Origin of the sequence: Flammeovirga sp. SJP92 (genome assembly GCF_001583495.1) — a bacterium.
Taxonomy (GTDB): Bacteria; Bacteroidota; Bacteroidia; order Cytophagales; family Flammeovirgaceae; genus Flammeovirga.
Genome location: NZ_LQAQ01000012.1, coordinates 41,862 through 58,028, shown reverse-complemented (window position 1 = coordinate 58,028; position 16,167 = coordinate 41,862). Strand labels below are relative to the sequence as shown.

General features: G+C 34.2%; 11 protein-coding genes and 1 other RNA gene. 3 read left to right on the top strand and 9 right to left on the bottom strand.

The annotated features are described in order from the left end of the window. Positions 1-19: 19 nt before the first annotated feature. The 5 genes from AVL50_RS00655 to AVL50_RS00635 all read right to left on the bottom strand — a co-directional run bounded on the left by AVL50_RS00655 (position 20) and on the right by AVL50_RS00635 (position 6,493). Positions 20-247 (bottom strand): hypothetical protein, encoded by a 228-nt coding sequence (locus tag AVL50_RS00655; RefSeq protein ID WP_062614549.1) that lies wholly within the window; start codon positions 245-247, stop codon positions 20-22. Between the two features lie 217 nt (positions 248-464). Further along, entirely contained in the window at positions 465-1,382 is a 918-nt protein-coding gene (locus tag AVL50_RS00650; protein WP_062614548.1) for a hypothetical protein, read from the bottom strand. Positions 1,383-1,467: 85 nt separating this feature from the next. Beyond that, a complete protein-coding gene (locus AVL50_RS00645) occupies positions 1,468-1,917 on the bottom strand; it encodes a hypothetical protein (RefSeq protein ID WP_157491078.1) in 450 nt (149 codons plus the stop codon). Between the two features lie 197 nt (positions 1,918-2,114). Beyond that, positions 2,115-5,651 carry a SpoIIE family protein phosphatase gene (locus AVL50_RS00640; RefSeq protein WP_082795601.1) on the bottom strand — a complete coding sequence of 1,179 codons (3,537 nt, stop codon included), beginning with the start codon at positions 5,649-5,651 and terminating at the stop codon, positions 2,115-2,117. Positions 5,652-5,926: 275 nt separating this feature from the next. Continuing rightward, on the bottom strand, positions 5,927-6,493 hold the full coding sequence (locus AVL50_RS00635) for a DUF4230 domain-containing protein (RefSeq protein WP_062614545.1): 567 nt from the start codon (positions 6,491-6,493) through the stop codon (positions 5,927-5,929). A 436-nt stretch (positions 6,494-6,929) separates the two neighbouring features. Between AVL50_RS00635 and AVL50_RS00630 the strand changes: the two genes are divergently transcribed. Beyond that, positions 6,930-9,845, top strand: coding sequence for a DEAD/DEAH box helicase (locus AVL50_RS00630; protein WP_062614544.1), 2,916 nt, complete (start codon positions 6,930-6,932; stop codon positions 9,843-9,845). Between the two features lie 143 nt (positions 9,846-9,988). Then, positions 9,989-10,079: signal recognition particle sRNA small type (ffs, locus tag AVL50_RS00625), an RNA gene on the top strand. Positions 10,080-10,179: 100 nt separating this feature from the next. Here ffs and AVL50_RS00620 read toward each other — a convergent pair. Then, complete coding sequence (locus AVL50_RS00620; protein ID WP_062614543.1) at positions 10,180-10,548, bottom strand: hypothetical protein; 369 nt, start codon at positions 10,546-10,548, stop codon at positions 10,180-10,182. 188 nt (positions 10,549-10,736) lie between these two features. Here AVL50_RS00620 and AVL50_RS00615 point away from each other — a divergent pair, with 188 nt between their 5' ends. Beyond that, entirely contained in the window at positions 10,737-12,161 is a 1,425-nt protein-coding gene (locus tag AVL50_RS00615; RefSeq protein ID WP_157491077.1) for a TMEM43 family protein, read from the top strand. Positions 12,162-12,238: 77 nt separating this feature from the next. Here AVL50_RS00615 and AVL50_RS00610 read toward each other — a convergent pair whose 3' ends face one another. The 3 genes from AVL50_RS00610 to AVL50_RS00600 form a co-directional block, all read right to left on the bottom strand. Continuing rightward, on the bottom strand, positions 12,239-14,470 hold the full coding sequence (locus AVL50_RS00610) for an FAD-dependent oxidoreductase (protein WP_063850497.1): 2,232 nt from the start codon (positions 14,468-14,470) through the stop codon (positions 12,239-12,241). A 2-nt stretch (positions 14,471-14,472) separates the two neighbouring features. Next, positions 14,473-14,901: a DUF2141 domain-containing protein gene (locus tag AVL50_RS00605; RefSeq protein ID WP_062614541.1), complete on the bottom strand. Its 429-nt coding sequence runs from the start codon at positions 14,899-14,901 to the stop codon at positions 14,473-14,475. Positions 14,902-15,047: 146 nt separating this feature from the next. Continuing rightward, positions 15,048-15,914 (bottom strand): LytTR family DNA-binding domain-containing protein, encoded by an 867-nt coding sequence (locus AVL50_RS00600; protein ID WP_082795599.1) that lies wholly within the window; start codon positions 15,912-15,914, stop codon positions 15,048-15,050. Between the last annotated feature and the right edge of the window lie 253 nt (positions 15,915-16,167).

Sequence of the window (16,167 nt, the reverse complement as noted above, 5' to 3'; positions counted from 1 at the left end):
TCTGAATGTTATAATTTTTTTAAGCGATGACTCCTTCTAATTCAATATAGAAATCAATCACATCTTCAAAGTCTAATAATTTTTCATGATACTTTTCATCTTCAGTAAGATCAGTTGAGGAAGACTCGTAAAATGTTTCTTCTGATTCATCATTGTAGTAAAGTGTAATTTGAAAGCTCATTTCTTTTGATTCGGCTTTCTCAAAACCACCTTCCCACAGGTACTGTTGTTGATTTACTAAACTCATAATTTCAATTTAATTGGGCTTTGACACTATCAATATACCACTATACTCAAAGCGAAAAACACATTTTGAGAGAGTTCATCTAAAGGTAAAATAGGCTTAATGAACCCTTTTGAAATTATGAACACACAGTTAAATATTACTTAATGAAAAAAAGCTTTCCATGTCTTTTATACGGCATGGAAAGCTTTTTAATTTATAACTAATTGGAAGAAATCTATTAGAATTTCCATCCACCATAAAATCCGATAACGAACGTTCTAGTAAGACCATCAGGGCGTGCAGTTCTCGCCATTACTGGAAAACCTAAATCAGCACCCAATGTATATTTACCGAATGTTTTTGATAGTCCTCCTGTAAGATTAAGCGTAAGTCCACTGGAACCGTCAATTTCTTTTCTAACACCGTCAGTATCTACAAAAGTGTCATTGCCCATATGAACAATGCCAAGTAATCCTGCTTTCCAATTGATTTTTTCAGGGTTGTCTTTAGAATATTCAGCTCTGATTGCCAAATCAGCTTGTCTTTCAAATTGGTTTGTTGACCATGATTCATTATCAGGGTCTGAGCCTGTCTCAAAAAATGTATTTTCATTTTGAGTAAGAGGTTGCTGATAACCTGCAGAGAATAAGAATTGATTATATCTTACCGCAATTCCACCAAGAATATCATACGTACCTAAACTTGGTTGATAAGCCATAGGAAGAGGGTTGCCATTATGCATTGCATTTCCATCTTGAAAAGGAATCTTAGTTCCACCAAAAATTGTAGTGGTTACTTGATCGCTTTTATATACAGGAACAGATAATGATAAAGTTAAATCACCAAGACCGTTTGCATTTCCAAGGTCTCCTGCTGTGATTATGTAAGGTAACTGGAACTGGAAATAAACGACATCTTTAATGTTGTAATCTCCTTCTAATTGTAAACCTATTACGCTCACTTGTTTTTCTCCTAATCCATAAGAAGGGCGGAAGCGGAGTTCTCCATGTGTAGGTGTTTCATTAAAGAATTCGCTGCTTTTCATTGGACCAATGCTACATAAACCGGCATCAGCACATCCTTGTGCGTTAGATCGCAAAGAGAATAGAGCACAGAAAACGAGTGTTAGAAGTGCCTTCGAAAAAATGTATTTCATATTAATGAGAGTTATGTAAAAGTGAAGAATTGTACATCACTTTAGTTAGATTGATAATGTTTGTTTAACTGAAAGTTGTTGTAATTTACAATTTACTTTTATTAACTACCATTTTTTTGAAGTAAAATGTTGCTTGTTCATTGTTATTTTCTGGAAAACACAAGTCTGTAAGGTTATTTTGAGATTCTATTGTAATAGAAATTTCATTCGGCTTTTTGATTTGGGTGTAGAGTTTATAAAGCCCGCTTTTGTCTTCATATATGTTGGGTCTTACTTCAAAGAGTTCCTCAAAAAGGAAGTTTTTTTGAATACATTCAAAGGCGATCAATTTATTTTTTTCGAAGAAAAATTGCCACTCTTCCATAGAGTGTGGGTGGGTGAGGGTAATGATATCTCTTTCTTTAGCATCAACTTTATCAAGAAGCCCTTCATCTTCTACAAGGTATATTGTTTTGTAGGAGGTACTGACTTGCTGGGTTTGAGCCAATGAGTTGCTTGAAAACAGTAATATTAAAAAAAAGATGATGTAGGGCATTTATAGCGTATAGTATGTTATATTAGAATGTGTACTGTAAAAATAATAACTTAAAATTTCTTAAAAAATTTATTTCAATATTTAAAACGTTTTTAGTAAATGTTTTGGTGTAATGTGTTGATCGTAAGGGTTGAATGGCTTAAAAAAAGGAAGCCCAATCGAAATTGAGCTTCCTGTTTAAGATTTGATATTCTTTTTTAGAAAATTGATTGTCTTTGTGCTTCATGCTCATCCACAAGCAATATTTCTTTTTCACTTTCTTCATCAACCACTACGTGTGGTTTTAAGCCGATAATCAACATATCATCAATTTGTTTCTGATTACCATGCAACATCCATTGCTCCATAAACTGATCTAATGACTTATTCTGAAGGTCCATTTCTTTATCATGAATAGAGAAAAGAAGTTCTTTGAATGGTCTCTGCATCAATTTACGTCCATTAGGGCCACCAAACTGATCTTGGTAACCATCCGAGCAGATATACATTACTTTGATGTCTTCTAAAGGCAATGAATAAGAATCGAATACTTTTTTCTTCGTAGCCTTACCACCAATACCAAATTTACCACCTTTCAAGCGTTTCAGCTCATCAGGATCATTGTTGTCAATATAGTATAAAGGTCTGCCTGCACCTGCAAAGGTTAATGTTTTACGCTTTGGAGAAACAACACAGATGGCAATGTCCATACCATCACGGCTATTTTCATTTTCAGCTTGGTTCAAGGCTTGACGAATCATGTCATTCATCAACTTTAAAATTCTACCTGGATCAAGAATACCTCTTTCGTAAACAATTTGGTTTAGAAGGTCATTACCAATCAAGGACATGAAGGCACCCGGAACACCGTGGCCTGTACAATCGGCTGCTACAATAATATGGTTCTCATTTTTCTCCCCATACCAGTGGAAATCACCCGATACAATATCTCTAGGTTTCAAGTATACAAAACCATCCCAATGCTGACCAATACCTTTCATTTGCTCAGCCATTTCAGAAGGCTGACCGAATACGGCAGTTTGCATTCGTCTTGCATAGTTTACAGAACTCTTTACCTTGTCATTGTGCTGAGAAAGTAGAAGAGCTTGTTCTTTTACAAGTTCGTTTTGTCTTAGGATTTGCTCTCGGTGACTCTTCATCTCTTGGTGTTGTTCACGAATTGTACGAGAAGTCTCTTCAAGCTCGGTGTTTTTATCTTTCAGCTTTGAAACGGCTTTGTCCGCTTCTTTCTTTGCTCTTTCTAGTTCTTTGGTGTTATGATTAAGAATAGCCTCAGACCTTTTTAGTCTGTTAAAGGCTTTTTCCAATTCACTATTTTTCTCTGTTAACTCCGAAGATTGTTGCTCAACCTCTTTTGTTCTTAGGTTTACTTGCTCTTCCAGTCTTCTTTTATCTCTTCTACTTCTAAGAATGTTCAATTGTACGAAAATGAGGACAATTGTGATTGTACCTACTATATAAATTACGTAACTCCACCATTGCTTGTAGAAAGGAGTAAATACAGAGAATCTAAAGGCCATAGGTCTACTCCATGAGAAGTTACCCGTTTTTCTACCTCTGATTTCTAAAGTATAAGACGACCCCGCTTCTAGTTTATCAATTAATAAACCTTCATGGTCTTTTTCAAAGTTGGTCCACTCGTCCAATCCAGGGTAACCTAAAATACGTTTTTGCAAGGCAACGTTTTCAGTTGGATATACAGGAATATGGAAATCAACTCTCAAATATGAATCTGATGCCACTTCTGGTCTTTCATCATTACCAATCTTATCACCACCCACATGAACCTGTTCAATAAAAGGCTTCGGAGTTTCTTTTAATACCTGTAAGTTTGGAGCAAAACCAATACCTCTAGTAGAGGAGATAAATAATTTACCAAAATCATCAATGTATAGACCTCTGTGGTTTAACTGACCATCAGGAAGACCATCCTTATAAGTATAGCGTAAGTACTCGTCATGTTCAAAATTGTAACGAATTAGACCTGATGGAGTAGAAATCCAAAGTTGTTGCTCCGAAGGGTCAATCGCTAAAGCATTATTTGAAATTGTAGTGAAGTCACCTAAGTTCAGACGTTTGATCTTTTCATCTTTCAATATCATTGTACCATAAGATGTACCTAAAATAACATCACCATTTGAAGCTTTTCTAATATCATTGGTTTGAAGGTTTCCTTCTAGCTTGAAATTCAAATCCGTTGTCAAGTTATCAAAACCATCAATTACATCATTGTATTGGAATACCAGCCCCTCTTTAGAAGAACCACCAAGAAGTATTTCATTTGATTCTGTAATTTCAATACTGATAGCTCTACTAGAAACACCTTCTTCTACACTATATATTTTTGTTTTTCCACTTGGTTGAATCTTAATCACACCCGCAATACCATCTTGACAGACCCAAAGGTTACCATTCTTATCTTGTTTCATTACGAATATGGCTCCACCTAAATGTGATAAATCGAATTTCTTAATTTCTTGTGTTCCCTTCCATAAAACAAGGTGTCCTTCAGCATCAGAAGTCCAAACACCGTTTTTAGTGGGTAATATCCTCAAAAAGGCGTTTCCTGAAGGCTTCACCTTAATTTTCTGCGTCAACTTAAATTCGTTGATAGAGTTTATAGTACCAGTGTAGAAATTATCACCATCTGTGAAATATAAGTTCTTATCGTCACCGTTAACATGCTGGATAAACGAAGTAGTAACATTTTGAGCAAACTGATTAAAAGGAAGCTGCTGGAATAAAGAAACACCGTTATCTCTTGCTAACCAAAGATCCAAGTCGTTGTAATACATTGCATTACCGTTGTATACACCTAATTCAGCATCTCTATGAAGTTTGAAACCTTCGTAAGTACTTTCTAGTCTATACATACCCTTTAACCAACAAGAAACCATGTAAGTGTCAGTGCCGATTTCCTGAATGTAGGAAGCGTCTAATCTCTGGCCAATTTGTCGGCGAGTTACTTTATTTCCTTTAATCTCTACAAGTGAAACACCTTTTCCTGTATCTGCAACAAGGAAAGATGAACCGTTGTACCAAATCGCATGTTGAATATTATCCAATGATAAATTGGCTTTCATATCACGGAACTGATTGGCTTCCTCATCATACTTTAGAACCACTCCTGTATGGTGAAAAGCAAATAATTCTCCATCAATGTTCTCAACAAGTTGGAATGATCTATTTTGAGCTTCATTGATCAAGTCGAAATTACTGAAAGTAAGCTCAAATTCTCCAGAAGGAGTTTGTTTAAAAATTTGTGAGTTATCAGCTGCCCAAAGTACATTGTTTCTGTCCTCATAAAGCATTTTACCATAAAACAAATCCCCTTCATCTGCTTCAGGTGTCTTTGTTTGCATCAATACTTTAAATGTTACTTCGTCTGGCGTACTGTATATTTGAACAATTTCTTTGTCTGTAATCGCATATAATGAACCGTCCTTTTTCTGCAAAAGTTGTTTAATATAATTACTGTGAAGCTGACTGCTTCCGTAACCTTTAAAGGTCAAACCATTATAGCGTACTAGGCCATTGTCTGTACCCATCCATAGATACCCGATAGAATCCTTGGCAATACTTTTTATGTACTCCGACTTAAGTCCATTATCCTTAGAGTAGTGTGTACTTAGGATATTCTGGGCAGAGATAGATGTACTAATGAGAAGTAAAATTGAGGTAATAAGATGTATCAAAAAATGAATGCGAAGATTCGTATTTGTTGCTCTAACCATAACAAAAAAATGCGATTATGATGTATAGTTCAAATGGACAGTCTTTGATATATTAAAAAATAAAGACTAATGAGTTGCTGTATAATACAGTTTTTTCTCAAAATAATCAAATATTAGAATATTTTGATTCTAAATATGTAATAGAATACTCATAGTTCAATGATTCTATATGTTAATGCCCTAAAAAAGCGATGAAAACTTATCTGTTAACATATAACATAAATCAGGCGAAATATTTGAATAGTACTATTTCTAAAGAAAGAGGAAGTGTTTTTTTACTTACGCATGTAATGTAAATTGACACTGTCTTTAAAGTTGATTTTAACTTTTCTGTGACCACTGATTTTTGAAAGAATCGGAGCGAGGTAGAGTTTTGCATTTTCTTTAGCCTTAGCTTCCAATTGCATCTCTTGTCCGGTTTTCTTCAATTTATTTTCAGCTTCAATATATAATTGATTCATAGCTTCAGGGCTGGCAAATTCAGAAGAGTAAACTTTCACTTCTTTTGGATTCACTCTGCCGTCAATATTCAACATTGGAAGGTCAACAACCACAGTAGAATCGATGATATGAATATCATCTTCTTGAATTTCATTTAGATTGATATAAGCTACAATCTCACCGCCGATGACAGCGAGTATTTTTGATTTGAAATAATCATTCGCCACTGGAATGTCAGCAAAATATTTACTGTCTTCCGTATATTCTGCCACATCTCTCACATGGGCCTTGTATAATTCAAGACGGCCAAGACCTTCTAATTCTTCGACAATGAGTTGATGTTCATTAGTAGTATCAGCATAGCTTTCTGTAAAAAAATCCCAAACAATATAAGTAGCCATAAGTATAGCCAAAACAGTAAGGATTGATGTATGTAACTTCGAGGACATAATCTTAATTTTGGATCGTTAGATTAAATGTAAATTTAAGCTCAGAAAAATCAAATCGCTAACATTCAGTAGAATGACTTACAAATGTTTACATAATTAATGTTAGTAAATAAAATTTACTTAAAGATGATGATTTTTCTTAACATATTTTACTTCAAATAGAATAACATTGTCAAAAATATTGATGACACTATCTGTCATTAATTAATTGAAAATTAAGAGGAAACAATGTTGTGAAAAAGTGTTTTTACAAAGGTACAAAATGCATCACGATTGAGTGTTGATATGCTACTTTTTGATGCTACGATTTGTTGATAAGATTAATTATACTACTTTTGATGATTTAGAAATTGGAAAAATTGTTTAGTAAAAAGAGTTCTGAGCGCAGATGAAAGTTTCCACGTCCCAACCCTTTCAATTGGTTTTTTCTTTATTTGAACATCAATTTTTAGGCTATTTATTCGAATCCTTTGTAGTTCAATTGAACCACGAAAATAAGTTGACCCTTCAACATCAGAATATTTCTGCAAGAAATGCCCATGAGTTTTCAAGCAGACTGGATGAGAAGGATTATGAACTTATTGACCTGATGGACAATATTCAACCTGATGCAGTAGCACATCGTTTTGGTGGAAAAAAACGACAAAAAGCGAATGCATTTTTCTTATCCACTTTTGATGATAAAAAAGGAGATGAACTGCTTCAGAAAAGAATCCTCGATTATGTAGAGGAAGAAAGAATCAAAATTCTTAATCGCCTTTCAGGAAAAATGGTGTTTGAGATGGGAAAAGATGGTAACCCTACTTACAAAACGATTCGCGTTCAAAAAGAAAAAGCTTCTATTACCTTCCGTTTCTGGAGAAACAAAGAAAAAGAAAATACCAATTACAGGCCTTTCATGTTTTTCAATGGTGAAAAGGTCGAGTTCCAATATAAAAATGCCGTTCTACTTTCCAATAGACCTGCTTGGTTACTATTGGAAGGAAAACTTTATACTTTTGAAGGTGATGTGGATGGAAAGAAAATTAAGCCTTTCTTATTCAAAAACTTTATTGCTATTCCTAAGAAAATGGAACCTAGCTACTACGAAAAGTTTATTACACACCTGATTGAAGATTACAAAGTAAAAGCGGATGGTTTTAATATTGTCCGTTTGGAAGAAGAAGCTACAGCATCTTTACTTCTGAAAGAAATTGTAACGGCTGAAAATGGTTCCGAAGAAAGTGCTCCAGTTGTCAATGACGTGGAATTGAGTTTGGTCTTCAAATATGGAGATCGTGTGATTGATGGAGGAACAATCGGGAAAAGAAGCCATGTGAATTTGGAGTACAAAGACGATGAATTTACATTTTTCAAAATGAACCGAAAAGTCAATTTTGAAACGGCCGTTAAAGAAAATATTGAACATTTAGGGTTGGAGATTGGCAAGAAAGGAAAAATCATTTTACCTAAGAATGACGCTTTCTCTTGGATTTCAAACAATGCTCAAGCTTTGGAAGAAAATAATGTCTTGATTGATCAGGATGGAGCCATTGAAAAGAAATATTTCATTGGTAAATCAGTGATCAATCTTGAGGTAGAAGAGGATAGGGATTGGTTTGATATCAAGACCAAAGTATTGTTTGGTGAGTTTGAAATTCCATTTACAGTGATCAGAAAATTAATCGTTTCTGGCCGTCATGAATTTGAACTTCCAAATGGTGAAATTGCCGTGATACCTAATGTGTGGTTCTCTCAGTATCAGGAACTTTTCTATTTCCTTAATAATGATAGCGAAACACCACGTCTGCATAAACATCACTTGGCTTTAGTGCAAGAACTGAAAGAAGGTTCATTGGCTAAAGTGAGTTTGAATGAAAGGTTATCGAAGTTGAACGATTTTGATCAGATAGAGGATTATGATGTTCCTAAAGGCTTCAAGGGAAAATTAAGACCTTACCAAAAAGCAGGTTATAATTGGATGCGATTCCTTTCTGAGTACAATTTTGGTGGCTGTTTAGCAGATGATATGGGATTGGGTAAAACAGTACAAACTTTGGCTGTTTTAGAACATGAAAGAGGAGCCGAAAATGGTACTTCATTACTGATTATGCCAACTTCTTTGGTTTATAACTGGGAAATGGAAGCCAAGAAGTTTACACCTAAAATGAAGATTCTCAACTATACAGGTACCAATAGACAAAAGAATCCCGAGAAGTTTGGATTGTACGATTTGGTGATTACTTCTTATGGTACAGCACGTATTGATGCAGAGATTCTATCACAATATTTCTTCAATTATATCATATTGGATGAAGCTCAAATCATTAAAAACCCATCTTCTATAGTTACAAAATCAGTCAATCAGTTAAAGTCTAGAAAACGTCTTTTATTGACAGGTACACCTATTGAAAACACAACGATGGACCTTTGGTCTGAGATGAATTTTGCGAATGAGGGGTTATTAGGTGGACAAAATTTCTTCAAGAAAGAATTCCTGCATCCGATTGAAAGAAAGAAGGACGAAGAAAAATATGCAAAGCTCTATCGTTTGATCAAGCCATTTGTGATGCGTAGACATAAATCACAAGTTGCCTCTGAACTTCCAGAGAAGATCGAAAAGGTAATGTATATTGATATGACATCTGAACAGAAAGCAAAATATGAAGAAATCAAGTCTTCTTATCGGAATGAGATTTTAGAGCATATTGAAAGTACAGGAGTGAAGGGATCTCAGTTTATGCTTCTTAAAGGTTTGACGGAACTCAGACAGCTGGCTAATCACCCGGTGCTCTTAGAAGAGAAATACGAGCACTCTGCAGGTAAGTTTGATGAAGTGATTCGATCATTGGAAAATGCAACAGCAGAAGGACATAAAATTTTAGTGTTCAGTCAATTTGTAAAGCACTTGACATTGTTCAGAAAAGAGTTAGATGATAAAGGTTTTGATTATGCTTACTTGGATGGTGGAACGAAGGACAGAAAGAAAGAGGTGAGTAAATTCCAAAACTCTAAGGACGTACAGATCTTCTTGATTTCATTAAAAGCAGGAGGACTAGGCTTAAACCTTACTGCGGCAGATTATGTCTTTATTTTAGATCCATGGTGGAACCCGGCTATCGAAGCTCAGGCTGTAGATAGAGCACATCGTATTGGACAGGAAAATAAGGTGATGGTTTATAAATTCATTACCAGAGGTACGGTTGAAGAGAAAATTTTGGCTTTACAGCAAAGCAAAAAAGAGCTAGCTGATACTTTGATCACGACTGAGGAAAGTTTTATGAAGAAGTTAAGTAAAGACGATATCACTAACCTTTTATCATAATGTATTCGACGATCAATTTTTTTTAAAATAAAAAATCATCTTTAATTTATTGAAAGCTAAATAATTAGCGCTAACTTATAAGTTTTTGAGAAAAAAATAATAAAAAACCATTGCGGAATTAAAAAATGTACTTACCTTTGCATCGCAAGTCGGGTCGATTTGCTCCTCCGAATCCCCCAGGTGCGGAAGCAAGCAAGGGTAAGGAGTTGAGCGATGCGTTCCCGGCTTGTTTTTTTATGTCCAAGATTTTATACAAAAAAGCTGTCTTAGTTTCGAAACTAAGACAGCTTTTTTATTTAGCCTACATTTAAAGAATAGCCTCTGTGAGGTTGAATTATTTCTTTTTTGTAGTGCTGCTAGATGATGATGAAGAACTTGACGTTTTCTTTTGCGTTGAGCTGCTAGAAGACGTTTTCTTATCAGTAGAACTTGAATTAGAAGTCTTTTTTGTAGCAGAAGAGCTACTCGATGCTTTTTGAGAAGAAGTGCCTCCTCCATTACAACCACTTTTAAATTTACATACCGTCATACCTGTTTTAAGAGAAGTTACTTCTGTAACTTTATTTTTACACTTCTTTAAAGCAGGACAATCTTTTTTGATATGGGCAACTTTACTTGTACCGCATACATAGTACTTGGTTACTAGAGGGTTCGCGAATGCAGTCGAAAAAGTTAACGCCAGTGCGATAGCTAAGAATTTCATAGTTTAAAAATAAAATTAGTTAAGATTTATTTGCCGTTTTAATTTATGTAAAAAAAATTAAAGATATGTAATAGTCTTGTTTTTTATTTTCTCGATTTTATCGTAGTTTGGGTCTGCAGCATCGACAAATGCTAGTGAATTTTTTAAAGTTTTTTGCAAATTATTTTTCAACATCAAACTATATTCAAATGACTAATAACGAAGAAGAAGAGTTCTTCAACGAAAACGAAGAAACGAATGAAGAAGAATCTTCAGCTGAAGATGATTTTTTTAATGATGCATCCGACGAAGAAGAAGAAACTGAAACCGATGAAGAAGAGCAGGTAGATGATGTAGAAGAAGAAGCAATAGCGGCTTCTTTTGATGATGATTCTATGGAAGACGATCACTTTGCCAGTGATTATGAAGATGAGGTTAGTGTTGAAGAAAGAGAAGATCGCTATGTAGAAACCTCAACAGAATCTTACGGTGAGCGTATCGGAAGTTCATTGTTCGGTATCTTATTTGGTTTTGTACTATTATTTGGTTCATGTTATTTATTATGGTGGAATGAAGGCCGTGCCGTTAAAAGAGCAGATGCTTTAGAAGAAGGTGCGTCGTCTTTTGTTGTGGCTGATGTAAATAAAATCGATCCAAAAAATGAAGGTAAACTTGTTCACGTAGTTGGGAAAGTTCATACAGATGAAACTTTGAAGGATAAAAAATTCAAGGTTGAGGTCAATGGATTCTCTTTAAGTAGAGAAGTAAAAATGTTCCAGTGGGTAGAGGATGTAAACTCTAAATCTGAGAAAAAACTTGGAGGAAGTAAGGAAACAACAAAAGAGTATACTTACAGAAAAGAATGGTCAAGCTCTTTAAAAAACTCTGAGAAATTTAAAATCGCAAAAGGGCATAAAAACCCGAAGAGATTTTTATATAAAGCCACTACTTACGATGCTAAGAAAGCAACATTTGGAGCTTATGATGGTTCTAACTTAATGAGCAACAATCCTGTTGATGTAAAAGTGGATGAATCAAATATCAAAGGAAACAAATATGCTAAACTTGTTAGCGATACAGAGATTTTTGTTGGTAAGGGAACTTATTCTGATCCTAAAGTAGGTGACATGTTGGTGACATTTACATATGAACCTAATGATGCCACTAAAACAGTGATGGCAATGCAAAAAGGCAACAAGTTGGTGAACTATACAACATCAGATGGAGAAACTCTTTTTGAGGTAAACTCAGGCGAAGTTTCACCTAAAAATGTAATCAAGAAGGCTGAATCAGGTAACAATATGGTATTATGGTTATGCCGAATTGGTGGTATTATATTGATGTTTGTATCATTTACAATGATCTTTAAGCCTTTAGCAGTACTTGCAGATGTAATACCATTTATCGGAAGTATTGTTTCGTTTGGTGTTTCATTGATTGCAGGTGTATTGACAATTTGCTTTAGTTTTATCACGATCTCAATTGCATGGATTGCTGCACGTCCTGTATTAGCTTATTCTCTATTGGGAATTGGTATTGTAGCAGGTGCTTTCTTTGTTTATAAAACATATATTGATAAGCCTAAAGGAGGTCAATCAAAAGAGGAAGAGCGTGAACTTGAAGAAGTAGAATAATACTTTATTCAAAAAAATAATAACTCACTATACTATCAAGTTATAATAATAACTGGATAGCATAGTGAGTTTCTTTTTTACCCAAAATCATCTACGATGATATCCTCATTAGGAATATGAAGTTTTTGTAATTCCTTTTGCATTCCCAAAACAAAAGACCTTCCCCCAACAATGCAGAAACGATGTTGTTCCAAGTTGTCAATTTTTCCCTTGATATAAGATCGGTCTATTCTTTTTTCAGTTGCTGTTAAAACAGTATGGTAACTGAAATTTTCATTTTCCAGTTGAATGAAATGTTCATGATAAGCACAAGCCTCTAGTGTTTTATTTGAATACAGTAAAGTAATAGGAGTGCTCTGATACAGTTCCTGATAATCTTTGATTAAAGGCAAAATAGGCGTGATGCCAATGCCTGAAACTATAAATACAATACCTTTTTGCTTGTTACTCAATTTCTTTTCAGTGAAATTTCCAATAGGACCATAACACTTGCATTTTGCTCCTGTTTCTAAAGTCATCAATGACCTTTTATAGCTACTGTTGCTGAGTTTTAATGCAAACTTAAGATAGGGTTCACTAGGGTGTGAAACAAAAGATAAAGCTCTATGAGGAATTTCTACCTCATTGAATTTTGGATTTATTAATTCTAATATTCCATACTGTCCTGCTTGATAATTAAATCCCTTGGGCTTTGTAAAAGTGAATTCATACGTATTGTCAGCAACGCACTTTTTATCAATTAGGTGAATGATATTATCATCTTCCAACACACTGTAGTCGTTAACTGTAGTTTTTATTCCTTTATTGACCTCTTGAGCACTTAAAAAGCCACTGATAATTGCACCTGTAAAACCTCCTCCAGGAAAAGTCCATGCACCCGCAAAGTGAAGGTTTGGAATAGGAGAGGTTAATAGAGTTCTATTTTTTCCTGCCTGAGAAGCTGTTTGTGCAAAACCGTATGGAGTTCCCTCAGGATTCATCGTATACCTTTGAATTGTTTTAGATGTCCCCACCTCATAATATTCAATTTCATCCTTAATACCTGGGAAATGCTTCTCTAATCGGTTGAAAAAGATTTGAGCTACTTCTTCTTTTTTCTGCATATACTCTTTTGCAGAGAGGTGTTCCCAGTCTGTTAGGTAATCAGCAGTGCATATTGCACCAAATGATTTTCCTTCAGGAGCTAATTGTGAATCAATTTGACTATAATCTACAAATACAAAATTTCGTTTATTCCATGAGCCTCTGTTGTTGCTGTAAACATCTTTGATGCTTGATACATTATCACCAGATATAAACGTGGAATAATATTTATTCCCCAGTGCTTTAATTTCTTTCTTGAAGCCAATATAAATACTCAATAAGGAGCAAGCGGCTTTTAAGTTTTTAATTTTTTGATTCAGTTTCTTTCCTTCTTTTGCTGGAAGTAATTTTTGCACTAACGGAATAGCTGTATTTGCGATGATTTTTGATGCAAATACAGTGTGGATATTATCCGGGTTATATTTTTCAATGTATTCTACACCAACAGCTTTGCCATTTTCAATGATGATTTTATTGACTTTTTTACCTACTTGTACTTGCCCTTTATTTTGATCAATTACAGAGGCTAAATAATCAGATAACTTCTGTGAGCCACCTTTTACAAAGTGCCCTCCTCCTTGAATGTAACTTGATTGCGCAGCGGAAAAATAAATCATGGACATCGTATACGGGTCGTCATGATAATAAAGCAAGTTGGCTTGTAATAATAGTTTTAGATCTTCATCTTCAAAATAATGATCAAGCCATTCACCAACTGTTTTACGTGACGCTTTTACTACATTTGGATGAGTAAGTGGCATAAAAGGTAAACTTAAATTCTGTTTCCATTTTTTATTCGGAAAGCTTGGCAACTCTTCTAACACTCCATTCATCAATTTCATAAAAGCTCTGATGCCTTTTTCTTCAGATGGAAATTTCTCAATCAATGCATTGATACTTTCATTGTTTCCATGAGGAAAAACAAAGTCTAAATTATGAGATTTTAAGCGGTATAATTCGGGTACTTGAATCATATCAACATTTTTCTCTACTTCTAGAAACTTAAAAATATCTTGTTTCAAATCTTTCTCAAAAAGGCCGTCCATTTCATGTAAACCCACTTCCATCACAAAGTCTTTTCTTTTGAAAGTTGTAGCACACCCCCCTACCACATAATGTTGTTCTAGAAGTAATACTTTTTTACCTAATTTAGCCAATGTAGCACCAGCAGTCAGCCCGCCTAATCCACCACCAATGATGATTGTGTCAAATGTATTTTTAGTCATGATTATTGAAGTTTTATCGTTAATGCAATAGAATTATTTTGATCGAAATCAAAGGATGCCTCATCAAAGGTCGGAGGACCAAAGCGTGAGTCTGGGTTATTGGAAAAACCATATTCTTCTTTTGGTGTGCCCACCCAGTTTTTATCTAATTCGACATTGTTGTTTTTATCATGCCATACCGCAATAGCATATTTATCATTAGGAAGGTTGGGGATAGAGCAATGTACTTTTCCTTTTTGAGCTGGAATGACTTTGCCTCTGTAAACTTCTTCATATTTTGGAAATGCGTCTTCTTTATTATAAACGCCAATAATGATATTGCCTTCATCAGATGCAATAGAAGTAATGGTCACTTCCACGGTATTTTTTTCTCCAGTTACATTAAGATAAAAGGAGAGAAAAAAGGTGGATAATAGAACTACTGTTTTCATTTGTATTATAATTTTCTGTGGATAACAATACAAACATAGAGAGCATAAATGGAGCTTGCTACAAAGAAGTTATAAGTGGGAAGATATGATGTGAAGTGACATTTTTGAGTGATTAATGGGCTTTTTTGTGACGAATGGGAAGGCTGTTATAAGTAGAAATTAACTAATTCTTTAGAAAAAGACCTTGAAATGGGAATGGAGAAAGGAAGGTTTTGAAGTTGTATTTCATAGTTTCTTGCGTTGCCGGAAACTTTCTCTAAGTGCTGAAAATTGACAATGTATGATCTATGACAATGATGAATATCTTTTTCTTCTTCAAGAATGGATTTAGCAGTTTTTAGAGGTAAGCGAATCACATTTTTGATCAATTGATTATTTTTCCATTGATAGAGTTCTAAGTAGTTACCTTCAGATTTAATGCATAATAATTCATTAGCTAATGAAGTGATAAATTGCTTTTCTGTTCCAATCTTATAGATGTTTTGACTGGGGCTTAATATTTCATTTTTATGCGATGAGATATTTTGATTAATAGTTTCAGCCTTGTTCTCTTTTTCTATCCTTAATTTTCTTTCTAGAAATAGTACTAAAAAGGTGCAAGGGAAAATACCTACAGAAAGTGTAATAAATATGAAATAAGTAAAAGAATGATCAGCTACATTATCTGTAGAGAGGCAAGAAAAATAGTGCGTGTAAGCCCAGTTTAAAATACTGATAGAAAGTAATTGGAAAAACGCATATAGAATTGTTTTTCCAACGGTCCATTGATCTCTTTGAAAAACCGATTTTATCAATTTTGGCAATAGAAATAAAGCAAAACTGATTACTCCAAAAGTAATCAACCCATACCCCATAATAAATATGGGCTTGTTGTATTGAATTTGATGTAATTCAAAGGGTTGGAATATTAATAGGAAAAAGTACACAAACATACCTGCTAAAATGGAAAAAAGCCATTTAGAACGATAGGAATCTAAAAATGGAAAAGGGGCTTTTAGCAGTTGGAGTATCATTTACTTCAGTTTTTGATAATTGTTATTTCAGAGTAAGTATTAAGTCAAAAATAGTATTAAATAATTTTGTCTTTGTATTTAAACATAAAAAAAGTGATGAATTTTCATGATTGAAATTTATCACTTTCTTATTTTATGTTTAGAGCATGTTTTAAATATCTCTTTTAGTAAAAATTCACCCTTTCAGAACTTGAGTTTATTAATTCCATCAACTATAGAACCACTATTTTTTATAAATTAATTCCCTTATAAC

Excerpts from the sequence above, each read along its gene's own strand:
- AVL50_RS00655 (WP_062614549.1), bottom strand. The coding sequence starts at position 247 with ATGAGTTTAGTAAATCAACAACAGTACCTGTGGGAAGGTGGTTTTGAG.
- AVL50_RS00650 (WP_062614548.1), bottom strand. The coding sequence starts at position 1,382 with ATGAAATACATTTTTTCGAAGGCACTTCTAACACTCGTTTTCTGTGCT.
- AVL50_RS00645 (WP_157491078.1), bottom strand. The coding sequence starts at position 1,917 with ATGCCCTACATCATCTTTTTTTTAATATTACTGTTTTCAAGCAACTCA.
- AVL50_RS00640 (WP_082795601.1), bottom strand. The coding sequence starts at position 5,651 with ATGGTTAGAGCAACAAATACGAATCTTCGCATTCATTTTTTGATACAT.
- AVL50_RS00635 (WP_062614545.1), bottom strand. The coding sequence starts at position 6,493 with ATGGCTACTTATATTGTTTGGGATTTTTTTACAGAAAGCTATGCTGAT.
- AVL50_RS00630 (WP_062614544.1), top strand. The coding sequence starts at position 6,930 with ATGAAAGTTTCCACGTCCCAACCCTTTCAATTGGTTTTTTCTTTATTT.
- AVL50_RS00620 (WP_062614543.1), bottom strand. The coding sequence starts at position 10,548 with ATGAAATTCTTAGCTATCGCACTGGCGTTAACTTTTTCGACTGCATTC.
- AVL50_RS00615 (WP_157491077.1), top strand. The coding sequence starts at position 10,737 with ATGACTAATAACGAAGAAGAAGAGTTCTTCAACGAAAACGAAGAAACG.
- AVL50_RS00610 (WP_063850497.1), bottom strand. The coding sequence starts at position 14,470 with ATGACTAAAAATACATTTGACACAATCATCATTGGTGGTGGATTAGGC.
- AVL50_RS00605 (WP_062614541.1), bottom strand. The coding sequence starts at position 14,901 with ATGAAAACAGTAGTTCTATTATCCACCTTTTTTCTCTCCTTTTATCTT.
- AVL50_RS00600 (WP_082795599.1), bottom strand. The coding sequence starts at position 15,914 with ATGATACTCCAACTGCTAAAAGCCCCTTTTCCATTTTTAGATTCCTAT.